This window comes from Paenibacillus algorifonticola (assembly GCF_050481745.1).
GTDB classification, from domain to species: domain Bacteria; phylum Bacillota; class Bacilli; order Paenibacillales; family Paenibacillaceae; genus Pristimantibacillus; species Pristimantibacillus algorifonticola_A.
In genome coordinates this window covers 81,944-98,733 of record NZ_JBCNGR010000024.1, presented here as the reverse complement: position 1 = coordinate 98,733, position 16,790 = coordinate 81,944, and the positions used below count along the sequence as shown (strand labels likewise).

Genomic DNA, 16,790 nt, shown 5'->3' with positions numbered 1-16,790 from the left:
GATGAATAATGAGGAGACGAGTGAAATGCCGCAACTGCAATTTGATGAACAACATTTACGCGAAGTAATCGATAAAGTCGTAGACCGTACATTCCGCATGGATTTTGGCTGGGATTGGCCCGGCGGCGTTGCATTTTTCGGTGTATGTGAAGCTTATGAGGCAACGGGGAATGAAAAATACTTAACGCTGCTTAAAGAATGGGTGGACGAGAAGCTTGAGGATGATCTTCCTAAGCTGTCGGTTAATGGCGTATCGATTGGTCACGCTCTCATTACGTTATATAAAGCAACCGATGACCGCAAGTATTTAGATATTGCGATCAAAATGGCAGATTATTTGCGAAACGATGCGGTACGGTTTGCCGAAGGCATTTTCCAGCATACGGTTAATTCTGAAACGTACAATTTCCCTGAGCAGGCTTGGGTCGATACGATGATGATGGCGGGCTACTTCCTCATTCGCATGGGCGAGCTTCTGGGACGGGAAGACTATTTGGAGGACGGCTTGCTGCAATACCATGGTCATGAGCGTGTATTGCAAGACCCTGTCAGCAACTTGTATTATCATGGCTGGGATAATATTGCACAAAACCATATGTCGAGCATTTTCTGGGCACGCGGCAATGGCTGGGCTGCGCTTACGATGTCCAAAGCGCTCCCGCTCATTGCCGTACAGCACCCATCCTTTATGATTATTGAAGGGTCGCTGCGCGATCAGGCTGCTGCGCTGGTGCGCCTGCAATCAGAGAGGGGACTCTGGCATACGATTGTGACCGATCCCACTTCCTATGAGGAAACTTCCGGTTCGGCAGGCATCGCGGCAGGCTTGTTCACTTTCGGGTCGCTGTACAATAAATATATCCAGAAGTCGATCGACGGCATTTTGGAGCAAATTACCGAAGATGGCGCTGTACAAGGCGTATCAGCTGGAACGGCTGTTATGAATGATGCGGAAGGCTATAAAGGAGTATCCTGCAAACGGATTCAAGGCTGGGGCCAGGGACTGACACTCGCTTTTCTCGCTACGGTGCTGCAATCGAAAAAACGCGAGTTTTCGTAGGAGACAGCCTGTGCGATAGCTGGACTAAAAATGGCAGAAAAAAACGCTTCTCCACTTAAGGTGGGGAGGCGTTTTTTTCTGCATGCTTATTTACTCAGCCAAAGCCTTCTCTGCTGCAGGAGCAATGCCGCTCTGCAACTTAAACAGTGGAAGGAGTATAGCTACACCTAGTAGGAAAAATAAACCTGCAATGATGTACATAGGCACGAGTGAAATCGCATTTTTCATTAAGCCCGACAACATCATTGTGACGACCATCGAGCCCATGAACATGGGTGTTAAGATGCCATTTACGCGACCGATAAACGATTCCTTCGTGTTTTGCAAAATTAAAGTGTTAATTCCGATTTGGATGCAAGGTAAAGCTAAACCGCTTATAAATTGAAGGCTAAGCGTGAACCAGTAATCCTTCGATAATCCCATTCCGATCATGGCGATACTATCGATTGTCATGCCAAGCGCTAAAAGCTTCTGCGGCGATAGTTTACTGGAGAAGCTCATCGCAAGCACGCCGCCGATAATCATGGCTATCCCATTTACTAATAGAAACCATTGCAAATAATCCTCCGGTTTCCCAAGCCGCTCTGTAATAAGAAAGATGCCCATTGGCTGAATTAAGCCAAGACCAAGTCCAGCAGCAACGAAGCCGCCGCCAAGTGTACGCAGTATTTTGCTGGACCACACATAACGAAAGCCCGCTTTAATGTCTTCAAGCACGCGTGAACTTTGCTGCTCTCCAGCATCATCTCGATCACGAGGCAGGAAAGCTAGCGAAACAGCGGATAATAGAAAGGCTGCGCCCATTACGCCAATGGCCGTCTCGATGTCATAGCTTTGGTAAACAAACGTACCAACGACGGGGCCGAATATCATAAAGACCGCGAACAGCGTCTGATAAAGCGACATGCCCGTCTGCACCAGATGCTCGGGTACATGCAGCTTGAACAGCTTCATGCCAGCAGGCTGAGAAAATTGCGACAAAATAGCTGAAATTAAGGTAGCAAAAAAGACGGCATGCCAAGTTCCATTTTCCATGGCGAATAATACGGCCAGAATGGATACGGCGCTTAACAGGTCGCACCACACCATCGTTTTCTTCGGCCTCCAGCGGTCGGCGAACGTCCCGCCAATAAATGAAAATACGAAGATTGGCGCGAACTCCGCAACGGAGATAAGCGAAACGGCGAATGCATCATCATTAGTCATTTTTTTTACATAAAGCAGAACCGCGATATTTCGTACCCAGATGCCGATTTGCAAAAATAAAGTGGACATCAATATTGCTTGCACAAATCGATTGCTTAACAGCGATAATGCTGAAGCAGGTTGATTGGCTGTCATCCTTTTCACCTATCCTTTTTCACTTTTTAAGCAGTGTTGTATTCAATGGAAATTTTACAGGACATTCCAATATGAAAAAAGGCTCGCTAGAACGAAAGTGTACTCCGTCTTAAGACGGATAAGCGGGAGCTTCTGGCGTCTAAACGGTATATCCAAAACTATATTATTTTGTATTTCTAGCAGGTGAATATAGTATTTTTGTCGAAATTCCATGGATGTTGTTGAAATCTATCGAATACAGACAAGGGGCTTATTTTACATGCATTTGTTTTTGAGAAAAAGGACGTTATTAGGGCTGCTTATTATGGCGATTGTGCTGCCTACTCTAGTAGCAGCGAGTGGAGGGGGCTCCAAGCAAGCGATAATAAATCCAAAACAGCTATACAGCTATGAAATAATGACGCGTGATATGAAGAAGCTCGCTGAAGCTTATCCTGAGCTGATCCGTTATCGGAGCCTCGGAAAAAGTGAATATGGGCGCGAGCTGTGGTTGATGGAAATTGGCAATGGACCCGTCAATGTATTGCTGAATGCTTCCCATCATGCAAGGGAATGGATGACGACCATTACGGTAATGAATATGGCGGAAACGATGGCAGCAAGTGCAGCTAAGCAGGGAGTGTGGAAGCAGCTGAATACGGCTGACTTATTCGATCATATCACGTTTCAAATTGTGCCTATGGTTAATCCCGATGGCGTAACCCTCCAACAAAAAGGGCTAGCAGCTTTTCCGCAGCAGGATCATGCCGAATTAATCAAAATGAACAAAAATAGCCGGGATTTCAAGCGCTGGAAAGCCAATGGCAAAGGTGTCGATTTGAACAGGCAGTATCCAGCCGATTGGGACACGATTCGCCAAGCCGAATATGGGCCTTCCTATAAAAATTATAAAGGCAAAAAGCCGCTGGAAGCGAAAGAAGCCCAGCTTATGTACAATTTCACCAAACAAATAAAGCCGGAAATCGCGATATCCTATCACTCGTCTGGTGAAATCATATTTTGGAATTTTAAGACGAAAGCATCTAATTTGCCAAGAGATCGGGCATTTGTCCAGGCTTACGCAGCGATGACAGGCTATCGGGCGGTAGCTCCAGAAGCTAATCCTTCGGGTGGCGGCTTTACCGATTGGTTCATTACCGAATTCGGCAAACCAGCCCTTACGCCAGAAATAGCTCCTGCTGTAGGGGAGACGAATGTACCGCTTAGCTACTGGGATCGGATTTGGAAGCAGCATAAGGATACGATGTGGCTCATTGGGACGACAGCTTACGAGCAGGCGATGCTGACAGAAAAAGCAAAAAAAGCGTCTGCTACCATTGAGCTGACCTCGCCAGTGACAACTTATCGTTATCCGGTTCTGAACCGGGAAACAGCTAGCAGCGTAAAACCAGGAGTCTATAAGGTGACGAGGGAAAAAGGAAGCTGGTATGAGATCCAAACAAGCGTGCAAGGGAGCAGATGGATAGCTAAAAGCGTAGCGAAGCCGTGGAGCAAGCCTGCTCCGACTCCAACATCAACTCCAACATCAAGCCCAAGTCCAATACCGACACCGACTGCAAGTCCTATAGTGACTCCGTCTCAACCTAGCCCGACGGCACCGAACGCATCGGAGCCATCAGCAGGGCAGGCGCCGACTGCTCCTTCAGCAACTGAAATTCCAATAGAGGAGAGGGTGGCGGAAGATTCGGGATCGAGCGTGATTCCAACACCGATTCCAACCCCCAGCTCAACTTGAAACTAAAACCTTTTTAAAAAGCATGCCGGGAGCGAATGAGCAACACCCTGCATGCTTTTTTGCTGCGCTTTTTTTGGCGGAAAAAGGGCCGGATTTAGGGCATAACCGCTATAATCCTTAGCTCACATTTGGCTGTAACCCTTGCGCCACAAGGGATTGCGCCATAACATATGGCGTGGTGATTATAGGCAAACCGCTTAGGCGGGTTATACGATGAAAGGGTAACAAGAGCACCTAAATGAATTTCAAATTCGGGAGGTCAAAGCATGAGAAAGAAACAAGCGGCATCAACATTTCGCGTCTTATGTACAACGACATTAGCAGGCTGTATTTTGGCAGGCTGTGCATCAGGGTCAGGCGTGAACGAGGGAAGCGCAACATCAGGCACTAATCAAGGAGGAGCACCAACGAGCGAAGCACAAGCTCCTTTTAAACTGACAATAATGACAAACTTGCATACACCAGAAGTTCCTACAGATGAGATTGAGAAATTGCTAGAGGAAAAAACGAATACGGATTTGACGATTAACTGGGTACCAGATGGCAGCTATGAAGAAAAACTGAACTCGTCATTTGCAACGGGCTCCTTGCCTCAGGCTGTATACATGAAAAATCAGACCACCTACATCCTATTCCGCGACGCGATTCGCAATAACCAATTTTGGGAAATTGGTCCTTTCATTAAGGACTACCCAAACTTAAGCAAGCTCGATGAGCTGGTTGTGAAAAATACAGCAGTAGACGGCAAAACGTATGCTATCTATCAAGAGCGTCCGCTGTCGCGTCAAGGCATTATTTTCCGCAAGGACTGGGCGGATAAGCTAGGCCTCGCAGCACCAAAAACGACAGATGAGCTTTACAATATGCTGAAGCAGTTTAAGGAAGGCGATCCGGACGGCAATGGCAAGGCCGACACGATGGGTCTGACCGACCGCAGCGATTTGGTATATGGCGCATTTAAGACTGTCGCCTCGTATTTTGGCACACCAAACAACTGGGGCTTGGCAGACGGCAAGCTGCAGCCGGAATTTATGTTCCCGCAGTATAAAGAAACGATGGATTTCTTCAAGAAGCTGTATGACGAAGGCCTAATCAATAAAGATTTCCCGGTTACGAGCAAGGAAGATCAGCAGAATCTGGTCATTACAGGAAAAGCGGGCATGTACATTGGCTCGATGGCGGATGTGCAAAGCTTGCACCAGAAAACCGTGGAAATTAATCCAAATGCCCTTTACGATGTAGCGAATCACATTAGCGGACCGAACGGCGATGCGGGTATTTGGTCGATTCCAGGCTACGGAAACCTAGTATTGTTCCCGAAATCATCGGTTAAATCGGAAGAAGAGCTGAAAAGCATTTTAGCTTTCTATGACAAGCTGATGGAGCCAGAGCTGGCCAATCTCGTCAAGTGGGGAGTTCCAGACAAGCATTACACGCTCGTAGAAGGCGGATTAGTGCAAAAGGTCGAAGACACGAAGTTGACAGACCGCGAGCAAAAGCCTTACGAAATTTTGCAAGTGGGCGGCGAAAGCACGATTGATATGCTGCGTGCCTACAACAAGCTTCCAGCTAAAGCTAAAGCAGAGGAGCTTATTATCGAAAACAACAGCATGCTGATTAACGATCCAACAGCGGCGCTTGATTCCAAAACATTTGGCGAAAAGGGCGTAGAGCTTCAGCAAATTATTAATGATGCGACGTACCGCTATATTCTGGGCAACCTGGATGCGGCAGGATTTGATGGCGAAATCGAGCGTTGGAAAAAGGGCGGCGGCGAGAGCATTATCGCTGAATACAATGATTCTTTAGCTAAATCGCAATAGCAATAGCAATAGAACTCCTGTCAAAACAGGGAACCGAAAGGATGTTTCACATGAGCAGCAACTCAGCGTCAGCAGTAGCAGCCGTTAAGCCGGACATGAAGAAGCATGACCTTCGCCGGCGTATATTGAAAAATAAAGCAATCTACCTCATGATTTTGCCGGGACTGCTGTATTTTGTCTTATTCAAATACTTCCCCATGTGGGGGCTTGTGATCTCCTTCCAGGAATACCGTCCATACGACGGTATTCTCGGAAGTGATTGGGTAGGCTTCAAGCATTATCAGCGCCTGTTTACCGAACCGATGTTTTGGACTATTTTTCGCAATACGATCGTCTTGTTTCTAATGAACTTAATCTTCTTTTTTCCGGTTCCCATCATACTTGCGATCTTGTTAAATGAAGTAAGACTGCAAGCCTTCAAGCGTTTTGTACAAACGATTGTGTATATTCCGCATTTTATGTCCTGGGTTATCATCGTATCGATTTCTTTCGTCATGGTTACGATGGATGGCGGTATGATTAACGAGGGGCTTGATGCGATGGGCATGCAGAAAATCAACTTTCTGCTAAGCGATGAATGGTTCCGGCCAATGTACATTTTGCAGGTCATCTGGCGTGAAGCCGGCTGGGGAACGATTGTGTACCTAGCGGCCATTGCAGCCATCGATCCGCAGCTGTACGAGGCATCGCGGATGGACGGTGCCAACCGTTTCCGCCAAATTTGGCATATTACATTGCCGTCAATCCGCAGCGTTATTGTTATCCTGCTCATTTTGAAAATTGGCGATGTCCTGGAGCTAGGATTTGAGCATGTGTATTTGCTGCTTAACGCGATGAATCGGAATGTGGCGGAAATCTTTGATACGTATGTGTATACAGCGGGGCTTAAACAAGGGCAGTTCAGCTATAGCACCGCGGTAGGCTTCTTCAAATCCTTCGTCGGTTTAGTACTGGTGATGTCCGCAAACTGGCTGGCCAAAAAATTCGGCGAAGAAGGCGTATATTAAGCTCTATGTTTGCCGCCGAAGCAACATCTTGAGGAGGAAAGGCTATTATGGTGCATGACAAAACGATTGGCGGCCGCTTATTCGATGGCGCTGTCTATGTAATATTATTTTTAGTTGCGTTAGTGACAATCCTTCCTTTCCTGCATATTATTGCTGGATCGCTAACGACAGTTGATGAGCTTGCGCAGAAACGGTTCGTCCTGTTCCCAACGAAGATCAGCTGGGATGCGTATGCCTATATTTTCTCAACGAATACCATTTTTCGCAGTATGCTGGTATCGATTGGAGTTACTGGCTTTGGTACGTTGTTCAGCATGATACTTACGTCACTGATGGCCTATGGCTTGTCTCGACGTGATTTGGTAGGTCGCAAGCAGATCATGTTTATGATTGTGTTTACGATGCTGTTCAGCGGCGGGATGATTCCGACCTTTATCGTCGTCAAGTCGTTAGGTATGATCGACAGCTATGCGGCGCTTATTGTGCCAACGGCTATTAATGCATTTAACCTGATTATTTTGCGCAGCTTCTTTCAAAACTTGCCGGATGGTCTTGAGGAGTCGGCAAAAATTGATGGCTGCACGGATTGGGGCATTTTATTCCGTATTGTCATTCCGCTCTCCATGCCGGCGATTGCAACGATTTCCCTCTTTTATGCCGTAACGTATTGGAACACATATTTGCCAGCGATTTTGTACATTGATAGTGCTGAAAAGTGGCCGATTCAAGTATTACTGAGGCAAATTGTTATTTTGGCAAGCGGCTTGACGGCGGATTCTTCGGGCTTCTCAGGTGATTTCGTTACGCCTCCGGATCAGACGATCAAAATGGCCGTCATCGTGGTAGCGACGGTTCCGGTATTGCTCGTATATCCATTTTTGCAAAAGTATTTTGATAAAGGCGCTTTACTGGGCTCGGTGAAGGGGTAGTCTGCCTGCAGACACTTCCCTTCGGGGGATCCCGGGTTGTCATTCTTGTATCCTATATGAAGAGAGGTTGAAGTCAAATGAGTCTATCCAATTTAGCTGAAACGATGCGTGTACGCGATGCGTTAGCGCTGGAATGGGGCGTTGCCGCCTGCGATTCCTTAATGGCGAGATTTCCAGAAGCGCATGACTTGCCTCCAGCAAACCGCTGGCATTACCATCAAGGCGTATTTTTGTATGGGATGCTCAAGGTATGGGAGCAAAATGGCGACGAGCGCTATTTGCTGTATATTAAAAGCTATGCGGATGCTTTAATCGATCCTTATGGCAATCTGACTTTTGAACGCGGCGAGCTGGACGGGATAATGGCTGGGCTGATTTTGTTTACGCTGGATGAACAGTTTGATGATCCGCGATATCGCCTGGCGGCAGACCGTCTGCTCGGAATGTTCGGGACGCTCAATCAGACATCGGAGGGAGGCTACTGGCATAAGGATAAATATCCTTATCAAATGTGGCTGGATGGCCTCTATATGGGCGGCGTATTCGCAATGATTTATGGTGCGAAATATGAGAAGCCGGAGCTTCTGGATATGGCGCTCAAACAGGAGCGATTAATGAATCGTCGTATGAAGGATACACGGACAGGACTGCTGTACCATGCGTGGGATGAGACGCGAAGCATGCCATGGGCAAACCCGGAGACGGGCTGCTCACCAGAATTTTGGGGTCGATCACTCGGCTGGTATGGCCTGGCGCTTGTTGATTTTCTCGATGTCCTGCCGACAGCGCATCCGGGCCGAGCTACCATCGAGCTGGAGGTCGCGGCACTTGTTGAAGCGCTCACCGAGTTTCAGGATGATAAAAGCGGATTGTGGTATCAGGTTGTCAATAAAGGCGAGCGGGAGGACAATTGGCTGGAAACCTCATGCACATGCCTCTTTCTATATACGATAGCGAAAGCGATCAAGCATGGGTGCATTTCGAAAGCTTATTCGGAGATTGCGGTAAAAGGCTATGAAGGGCTGCTCCGCACGCTGCATTCCGATGAGACGGGACTAATTGTGACCGGCATCTGCATCGGAACGTCAGCGGGGGATTATCGCAACTATGTGACGCGTCCAACAAGCGAAAACGATTTGCACGGTGTAGGAGCCTTTGTTCTGGCTTGTGTGGAGCTCGATGGCGTGCTTAGTTTACAGCCAGCTCAAGCCGGGGAGCAGTAAATGGCTACCCCGGCTGATGCAGCTCCCGGTATTTTCCGGGAGTTGTTCCTTCGAGCTTGCGGAAGGAGCGAATGAAATTTTGCGGATTTGTATATTGCAGCCGCTCAGAAATTTCCTTGACCGATATATTTGTGTCTTGAAGCAGGCCAAGCGCGATGCGGTGACGGTGCGCAGCCAAATATTCGCTGAAGGAAGTTCCTGTCTCCTTACGGAATACGCTGCTTACATAGTTCGCATTGTAATGCATGCTCGCCGCAATGGCTTCCAGCGTAATCTCCTGGTCATATTGCTGGTGAATCATATGAATGATCTTCTCAGAAATATTTTTATACTGAGAATTGGTTCGCTCCTCTACCGCTACAATAATCGGTTCCACGATGTTTTGCAGAAACCAGTTGCGAACTTCCTTCGGAGAGTGCGGCTTGAACAAATATTCAAATAAGGATGAATGGTCGCCAAGCTCCATTTCGTGAATACCGAGCGACTGGGACAGATGGATCAAATCAATTAGCAGCCTTGCAGTCGTCAGCTCAAAATCATGGGCGCTTAGCTGCTGCTTAAACACTGCTTCGAATAGCTCCGCCAGCGCTTCGTCGCTTTTGGCGCGATCTCCAAGCTTGATAGCGTCATTTAGCTCCGTTTGCAGGCGTACCGGATAAGAAGTATTGAAGCTCAGCTTTTGTGGCAGATCCCGATAAAACATCGTCGAGGAGTCGCCAAACCGTTTTAAATGCTTATAAGCCTCCATACTTTCCTCAAGCGCAGTGCCCGCTGACTTCAGCTTGTCATGGTAGCCGCTAAAACCGAAGCTGACGGACAGATTCAGCACTTCTTTTACGGTTTGCGCAATTTGCCCCGCCAATGGAACCAATTGGGCAAAAAAAGCATCCTGGTTATGCTCACGGTTCAGCAGAAGTGTAATTTGCGACTGTTCGTAGACGATAGGTGCCAGCCTGTCGCTCGCATCAACCAATTCCTCCACAATATTATTCACGGCGAACAACAGCAAATCGGTATCGCCCTTCGTATAGCTCGTTCCTTCAAAAAAATCAATGCGCAGCGTCATAATCGCATACCCTTTAAACGTTGTAGGCAAGGAAAGCGTCTTGAGCCGCTCTTCAATCGTTCGACTGTTGCTTTTTCCTTGGTACAGCTCCATCATGAACAACGTGCGCAAGCTGTCAATCTGATTGTTCATCGTGCTTTCCAATTCGCTTTTCTCGCGAATGACATGCCGAATTTGATCAGCAATATAGACGAAGCCGTCGCGGCTTGGCTTATCATGCTTGGAGGGAAACAACTGGAAGACGCTCACAAACAGCTGTTCTATTGGCTTATACAGGCGTTGAGAGCCGAACCAGGTCACAAGCAGCGTAATGGCAAGCAAAGCTAGGCAAATAAACACTGTAAACCAGCCAATGGCACGGGATTGCTTCGACAAGGCATGGAGCGATGTAATAGAAGCATATGTCCATCCGTTATAATCAGACTTGCGATAGGATACCGTATAGTCGGTCCCTTCAAGCTGCGTATCAAATTGAGCAAGAGTTGAGTCAGATTCGGTAATATCCTGATAAAGGGCAGTGAATAAGCCCTCAGAGGGCAGCAGCTCTTCATTTTGCCCAAACAACAGCTCGCCTCTATCATTAAATACGAGCACAGCCTCGCTATTTTTATCAAAGGAAAGCAGCTCATTCAAATAGCAGGAAGGGATCGTCGACACCGCAAGCCCATTTTTGGTTGAAGCCGTCAGCGGCAGCTTCTTTACGAGGCTGATGCCGTATGTACAACGACTTGAGGATTGGCCAAGCAGCACGGTATTGCTGACGGGCTCCGTTATCCACTGCGAATCGAAGGGCAACTCCTTATATTGAAGCAGCTGGTCTTTTTTGTCCAATTCACTCAGTCGATATAGGCCGGAGTTGTCAATATACCAATTTTCTCGGGTACTTAATAAAATAATATTTTCAATTCCTGTATCAAATGTCTGCAAATGGTTGACTTCTTGCTTGATTTGGTTAAATAATTGAAATTGTTCCACATTAAGCGGTTCCAACATGGCGGACTTCAAAAAAGATGAATTGACAAAATACGTCATGGAATGGTCTACGGTACGCATGACCTGCTCCACATTCATTTGCATTTGCTCCAACTGCAACAGTTTGGAGGCGTTTACATTTTGCTGGATTGTGTCGGAGGATTTCATGTAGGAAAATAGTCCAACAATAATGACGGGTAAGGAACTAACTAGAAAGCCAAACAGCAAAATTCGCAAAAAATACCGATTAGGTGGGGCTGCCATCATATCTCCTCCAAAATGATTGCGAGCCATACGCTGCACTGCTTCGCAAACAATAATTACTAGGGTATTATACCAGAAAGTGGGTCATGTTGCCTATGAATTTTGTGAAGAGACAGATTCATCGCTGCGCGAAATCGGTTTTAACGGCCTTAGTATGCGGAGCAGCTGTAGTGATGGTTTCCTGTCAACAGCTCGATGAGAGTGTGGGCGCCCAGAGCAAGGAAGCGCCGCTTGATTTAACGTGGACAGCTGTTCAATACACGGAGAGCCCGCCATCCGATGTCGTGCTGGGGCATATTGAGGATGCGACCAATACGAAGCTGTCCATTATTTGGGTCGCTGATGCAATGAAGGAGGATAAGCTGAACATCGCACTTGCTTCGGATGCGCTTACCAAAATCGTCACGATTCAGGATATTCGCAATTCTGCTTTTTTGAGCGCGGTGCGTGCCGGTGCTTTTTGGGAAATTGGTCCCTATTTATCGCAATTTTCGAATTTGAACGCTATGGACAAAACGATTTTGCAAAATACATCAATTGACAACAAAATATATGGCATTTATCGGGAGCGGGACCTGTCCCGCCAAGGCATCATCTACCGCAAGGATTGGCTCGACCAGTTGAAGCTGGAGGCTCCGTCAGATCTGGAAAGCCTATATAAGGTGATGGAGGCGTTCACGAAAAATGATCCTGATGGCAATGGCTTACATGATACCTACGGCCTAACAGATCGCAACGATTTGAAGTTTGGCGCTTTCCAAACGCTGGCCTCTTATTTTGGCGCGCCGAATGATTGGGGCTGGATGGGCGGAGAGCTGCAGCCTGCATTTATGTTCAGCGCTTATAAAGATACGATGAAATTTATGCGGAAGCTGTATGAAGGGAAATTGATGAATGAGCAGTTTGCGGTGACGAGCAAGCAGCAGCAATGGGAGGAATTTACGAAGGGGCGCGCGGGTGTCTATATAGGAAACATGGATGATGGCCGTAATTTATATAAGACGCTTATTCAAAGCAATCCAAAAGCCGAAATTGATTTGGTGAACCGGATCAACGGACCTGACGGCAAGCCGCATGTATGGTCGCAGGCGGGGCATAACGGCATATTCGTATTCCCAAAATCGCAGGTGAAAAGCGAGGCTGAGCTGCTGCGCATTCTTGAATTTTTTAATCGGCTTGCCGACCCAGAGCTCATTTATATGCTTAATTATGGTGTTGAAGGCATTCACTATAAGCTGGAAAATGGTGATATGGTAGAGCTGCTCTCCAATGAAAGCGAGCGATGGGAGCAGGAGGTACGGCCGCTTATTTCGCTGATGGGGGTCAGGGCGCTTGCTATTCGTCCGCAGGGTGATCCGCTTAGGGAAAAAAGCGACCGCTTGACGGAGGATAATCGCAGCTTCCTCGTCGTTAACCCTGCCGCCTCGCTTGATTCTCCAACTGCTAACGAACGTGGAGGCGAGCTGAATGTGATTATTCAAAACGCGACCAACTCTTTTATTCTTGGTTTGCTTGATGAGCAAGGCTTCGATAAGGAAGTAGAGCGGTGGAAGAAGCTTGGAGGCGACCAGATTATTCAGGAGTTTAATGCGGGATATGCAGGCAGATCGTAATATTCGCTTAGTGAAAAATGCTTTAATAGTCATTCATTTTTTTAGGTTTGCATGTTATACTATCTGAATATAAGTATGGGAAAGCATCCCGGCTGAAAGACGAACGCTATTCGTCTGTCCAGCCGGGATTTTTTGCATTCAAACGGAAAGGGTGGGATGAATGGGAGGAAGCGGAGCGGAGGTTGAACTCCCGCTTTGGGAGACGGGTTCAATAATAGCGGATCGCTATGCAATTATCTCAGTGCTCGGCAAGGGTGGAATGGGCATCGTATATGCGGTGGAAGATCGAAAGCTGCAAGGCAAGCTGCGGGCCATTAAAATCAAGCCTATATCTATAGAGGAGGATGCGGGCGGGACTCATTCGTTTAACGCAGAGGCAGCCATGCTGGTGCGGTTAAATCATCCGAATCTCCCTCATATTGTGGATGCGTTTCCGATACATAAACAATCTGTCTATGCTGTTGTGATGGACTTCATTCATGGAGAAACGCTTGCAGCACAGTTTCAAAAACGACAGCGCCAAATAACACTGCTAGAGGTGACCCAGCTTGGACTTCAGTTGTGTTCGGCACTTAACTATCTGCACCGTCAAACGCCGCAAATGATTCACCGGGATTTAAAACCGTCTAATGTCATGATAGAGGATGGCAGCGGACATTTGCGCCTGATTGATTTTGGTATTGCAAGGCAAGTTAAGGCAAATGGAGGACAAGATACGGCAAAGCTTGGAACGCCAGGCTTTGCCGCTCCCGAACAGTACCAGGGCAGCGGCCGAAGCGATCCCCGAACCGATGTATATGGGCTTGGCGCACTGCTCTATTATTTGGCGAGCGGGGGCGAGTACTATGAGCCCGTACCCGTTGTTCCACGCCTAGAGCCTCATTTCAAGTGGAAGGGGCGAATGAAGACAGAGGGCTCTGGCATGCTGGCTCATGTGCTTAGCCGAATGCTTGCCTATCGACTTGAAGAGCGCACCGCAAATATGGAGCAAGTAGAGCGCGAACTGCTGGCTATCGTACAACTGACGAGTGGTGATCATGTCCGTCTATCATCAGGCTTCCAAGGCAGGCAAAGTCACATTAGCGCGGCAAAGGGAATAACGATTGGCGTATGGCCATTGTCACCCGGAGCGGGGGCAACCTTTGCAGCTATTACATTAGCCAAGCTGCTTGGTCAAGGGGGATTGAGCTGTCTTGCAGCTGAATTTCCAAGTAATCGTCCAGAATGGCATGCGCTCCTGCCCTCCCAATATGCGAGTGGAAGGCAGGCCTTCCATCATTATTGGACTTGGCAGGAAGGCGTTATTCAGTGGCTTGCCCAAAAACCTGCCCAAACAGAGCAAGAAACATGCGACTTGGAAAAATGGGAGCTTTATTTGAATCAGCGGCATTCCGATGTGAAAATCGTCGATGCTTCCAGCTTCAATGAGCCGGCAGCAGGCGAGTGGCTATCTCGGTGCCAGCTGGTCTGTGTAGTCGCCGATCCTTTTCCGGCAAAATGGCAGCAGCCACAGCTGCGTCGCCTTCAAACGCTTCAGCAGAAGTTGAATGCTCAGGAAGGGCGTCTCGTATGGCTGGCGAATAAGGATAACCGCTTTGTGGAGAGGGAGCAATGGCTGCAATTACTGCCGGAGCGGCCACTAGCAGTTCTGCCTATGCTGCCAGCAGCCGAATGGCTTAAGGTGCTTTGGAGCGGCAAATGGGTGACGGAGGACAAACGGCTGTGCAGGCCTGTAAAGCAGTCATTTCATCCGCTGCTTGTGTTAATTAGCCGAATGCTGAATAAGGGGAAAGGGAAATGAGGATGCCGAAGATGCTATATGGTACCCTTGAAGAGACAAAATCCGCATTGATTTTTACACAATAGTGCAGCTCTTGTGGTACAATAGGTCGGGCATAAACATATATAAGCTTAAAAACGACAAGCATTGCGTACCGACACGAAGCCCAAAAAGGCTAGGTGTTGCGGGCGTTTTCATACGATGAGGCTTTATTTGTCATACTCCTAACACGAGAACGGAGCAAATCCTCACGATAAACAAGTGCATGAATGGAGCTAAGTAGAAATGAGTTTATTAACAGTAGAGCAATTATCCCATACGTTTGGCGACCGTGTTTTGTTCAAAAACGTATCGTTCCGCCTGTTGGCTGGCGAGCATGTTGGCCTTGTAGGTGCCAATGGAACGGGAAAATCGACAATGATGAACATTTTGACAGGAAAGCTGCTAAAGGATGAAGGCAAAGTAGAATGGACCCCACGCGTCCGCTACGGCTATTTGGATCAGCATACGAAATTAACGCCAGGCAAGTCGATTCGCGATGTGCTGAAGGATGCTTTTTCACCGATGCTGCTGCTCGAGCAGGAATTGAATGATATTGCGCTGCAAATGGGCGATGCCGATCCGGATACGCTGGAGCAGCTGCTGGAGCGCATGGGTGAAATTCAGGAAGAGCTGGAAATTGGCGATTTCTATTTAATCGATGTCAAGGTTGATGAGATGGCCAATGGTCTAGGGCTGAATGCGATTGGGCTTGAACGCGACGTAACGGCGCTCAGCGGTGGACAACGGACGAAGGTGTTGCTTGCCAAGCTGCTTTTGGAGAAGCCGACGGTCTTATTGCTCGATGAGCCTACGAACTATTTGGATGAAGAGCATATTAACTGGCTCACGAACTATCTGAAGTCGTACCCTTATGCGTTCGTCCTGATTTCCCATGATACAGGCTTTATGAACCAAGTGGTAGATATTATTTACCATCTGGAGTTTGCCAAGCTGACGCGTTATTCTGCCAACTATGAGAAATTCCTTGAGATGGCAGATATGAACAAAGCCCAGCATATTGATGCCTATGAGAAGCAGAAGGATTTTATCAAGAAGCAGGAAGACTTTATTTCGCGAAATAAAGCGCGTGCTTCGACTTCTGGACGGGCGAAGAGCCGTGAGAAGCAGCTTGACCGGATCGATCGCATCGACAAACCGGAGGAAGCGGCTAAGCCGACCTTTGGTTTTAAAGAGGCCCGTACTAGCGGTAAAACGGTATTCGAGGCGGACGGTTTGTCCATTGGCTACAATAAACCGCTTCTCCCAAAGATGAACATGCTCATTGAGCGCGGTGACAAAATTGCGATCGTAGGCTGCAATGGTGTCGGCAAATCAACGCTGCTCAAAACGATTCTCGGCGTTGTTCCGGCGCTTGATGGTAAAGTTTACCGCGGGGATTATTTGCATCCGGCCTATTTCGAACAGGAAGCCAAGGCGCCTACGATGACGCCGCTGGATGATGTATGGAATGAATTTTCGCATATGACGCAAAGTGAAGTTCGTGGAGCTCTTGCCCGTTGCGGCTTGAAAAATGAGCATATTACGCGGGCGCTCAATCAATTGAGCGGCGGCGAGCAGGCGAAGGTTCGTCTTTGCAAGCTGATGCTGCGCGAAAGTAACTGGATTTTGTTCGATGAGCCAACGAACCATTTGGATGTCATTGCAAAAGCCGAGTTGAAGCGCGCGCTTAGCGTATTCAAAGGCACCGTCGTTCTCGTATCCCACGAACCTGATTTTTACGAGGATTGGGTAACGAAAACTTGGGATGTCGAAAGCTGGTCCATGCAAACCCAAAATTAATCGGGTTGCAGCTTGAAAGTATAGGAAAGTATATGATTTTGCTATACTTTCTCTATATTTTTCTGGCTGAAACGTGCCGTGCCTCCAGAGGACGACTTTCGGCCGTTTCACCTTGATCGTAATAACGCTTGAAGA

The 16,790-nt window shown here is 47.8% G+C and carries 11 protein-coding genes; 9 read left to right on the top strand and 2 right to left on the bottom strand.

Annotation, left to right across the window (positions count from 1 at the left end; translation table 11 throughout):
• The first annotated feature begins 25 nt into the window (after nucleotides 1-25).
• Nucleotides 26-1,060, top strand: a complete 1,035-nt coding sequence (locus tag ABEW34_RS20045) for a glycoside hydrolase family 88/105 protein (RefSeq protein WP_430161210.1) — start codon at nucleotides 26-28, stop codon at nucleotides 1,058-1,060.
• A gap of 90 nt (nucleotides 1,061-1,150) precedes the next feature.
• Here ABEW34_RS20045 and ABEW34_RS20040 read toward each other — a convergent pair whose 3' ends face one another.
• The gene (locus ABEW34_RS20040) at nucleotides 1,151-2,401 is read right to left on the bottom strand and encodes an MFS transporter (protein ID WP_430161130.1); all 1,251 of its coding nucleotides are present in this window, start codon (nucleotides 2,399-2,401) and stop codon (nucleotides 1,151-1,153) included.
• A gap of 259 nt (nucleotides 2,402-2,660) precedes the next feature.
• On the opposite strand from ABEW34_RS20040, the gene ABEW34_RS20035 reads away from it, so the two are divergent.
• The 5 genes from ABEW34_RS20035 to ABEW34_RS20015 all read left to right on the top strand — a co-directional run bounded on the left by ABEW34_RS20035 (nucleotide 2,661) and on the right by ABEW34_RS20015 (nucleotide 9,118).
• Nucleotides 2,661-4,136 carry a M14 family metallopeptidase gene (locus tag ABEW34_RS20035; protein WP_430161128.1) on the top strand — a complete coding sequence of 492 codons (1,476 nt, stop codon included), beginning with the start codon at nucleotides 2,661-2,663 and terminating at the stop codon, nucleotides 4,134-4,136.
• Between the two features lie 266 nt (nucleotides 4,137-4,402).
• Nucleotides 4,403-5,959 carry an extracellular solute-binding protein gene (locus ABEW34_RS20030; protein WP_430161126.1) on the top strand — a complete coding sequence of 519 codons (1,557 nt, stop codon included), beginning with the start codon at nucleotides 4,403-4,405 and terminating at the stop codon, nucleotides 5,957-5,959.
• 95 nt (nucleotides 5,960-6,054) lie between these two features.
• Nucleotides 6,055-6,966, top strand: coding sequence for an ABC transporter permease (locus ABEW34_RS20025; RefSeq protein ID WP_338556793.1), 912 nt, complete (start codon nucleotides 6,055-6,057; stop codon nucleotides 6,964-6,966).
• A 47-nt stretch (nucleotides 6,967-7,013) separates the two neighbouring features.
• Nucleotides 7,014-7,895, top strand: a complete 882-nt coding sequence (locus ABEW34_RS20020; protein ID WP_430161124.1) for a carbohydrate ABC transporter permease — start codon at nucleotides 7,014-7,016, stop codon at nucleotides 7,893-7,895.
• Nucleotides 7,896-7,972: 77 nt separating this feature from the next.
• Entirely contained in the window at nucleotides 7,973-9,118 is a 1,146-nt protein-coding gene (locus ABEW34_RS20015; RefSeq protein WP_430161122.1) for a glycoside hydrolase family 88/105 protein, read from the top strand.
• Nucleotides 9,119-9,122: 4 nt separating this feature from the next.
• Here the strand turns inward: ABEW34_RS20015 and ABEW34_RS20010 are convergent, their stop codons facing one another.
• Nucleotides 9,123-11,420 carry an AraC family transcriptional regulator gene (locus tag ABEW34_RS20010; protein ID WP_430161121.1) on the bottom strand — a complete coding sequence of 766 codons (2,298 nt, stop codon included), beginning with the start codon at nucleotides 11,418-11,420 and terminating at the stop codon, nucleotides 9,123-9,125.
• A gap of 95 nt (nucleotides 11,421-11,515) precedes the next feature.
• Here ABEW34_RS20010 and ABEW34_RS20005 point away from each other — a divergent pair, with 95 nt between their 5' ends.
• From ABEW34_RS20005 to ABEW34_RS19995, 3 genes are all read left to right on the top strand, one after another.
• The gene (locus ABEW34_RS20005; protein ID WP_430161119.1) at nucleotides 11,516-13,033 is read left to right on the top strand and encodes an extracellular solute-binding protein; all 1,518 of its coding nucleotides are present in this window, start codon (nucleotides 11,516-11,518) and stop codon (nucleotides 13,031-13,033) included.
• Between the two features lie 160 nt (nucleotides 13,034-13,193).
• Nucleotides 13,194-14,834: a serine/threonine protein kinase gene (locus tag ABEW34_RS20000; protein WP_430161117.1), complete on the top strand. Its 1,641-nt coding sequence runs from the start codon at nucleotides 13,194-13,196 to the stop codon at nucleotides 14,832-14,834.
• A 264-nt stretch (nucleotides 14,835-15,098) separates the two neighbouring features.
• Nucleotides 15,099-16,655, top strand: coding sequence for an ABC-F family ATP-binding cassette domain-containing protein (locus ABEW34_RS19995; protein WP_430161115.1), 1,557 nt, complete (start codon nucleotides 15,099-15,101; stop codon nucleotides 16,653-16,655).
• The last annotated feature ends 135 nt before the right edge of the window (nucleotides 16,656-16,790 follow it).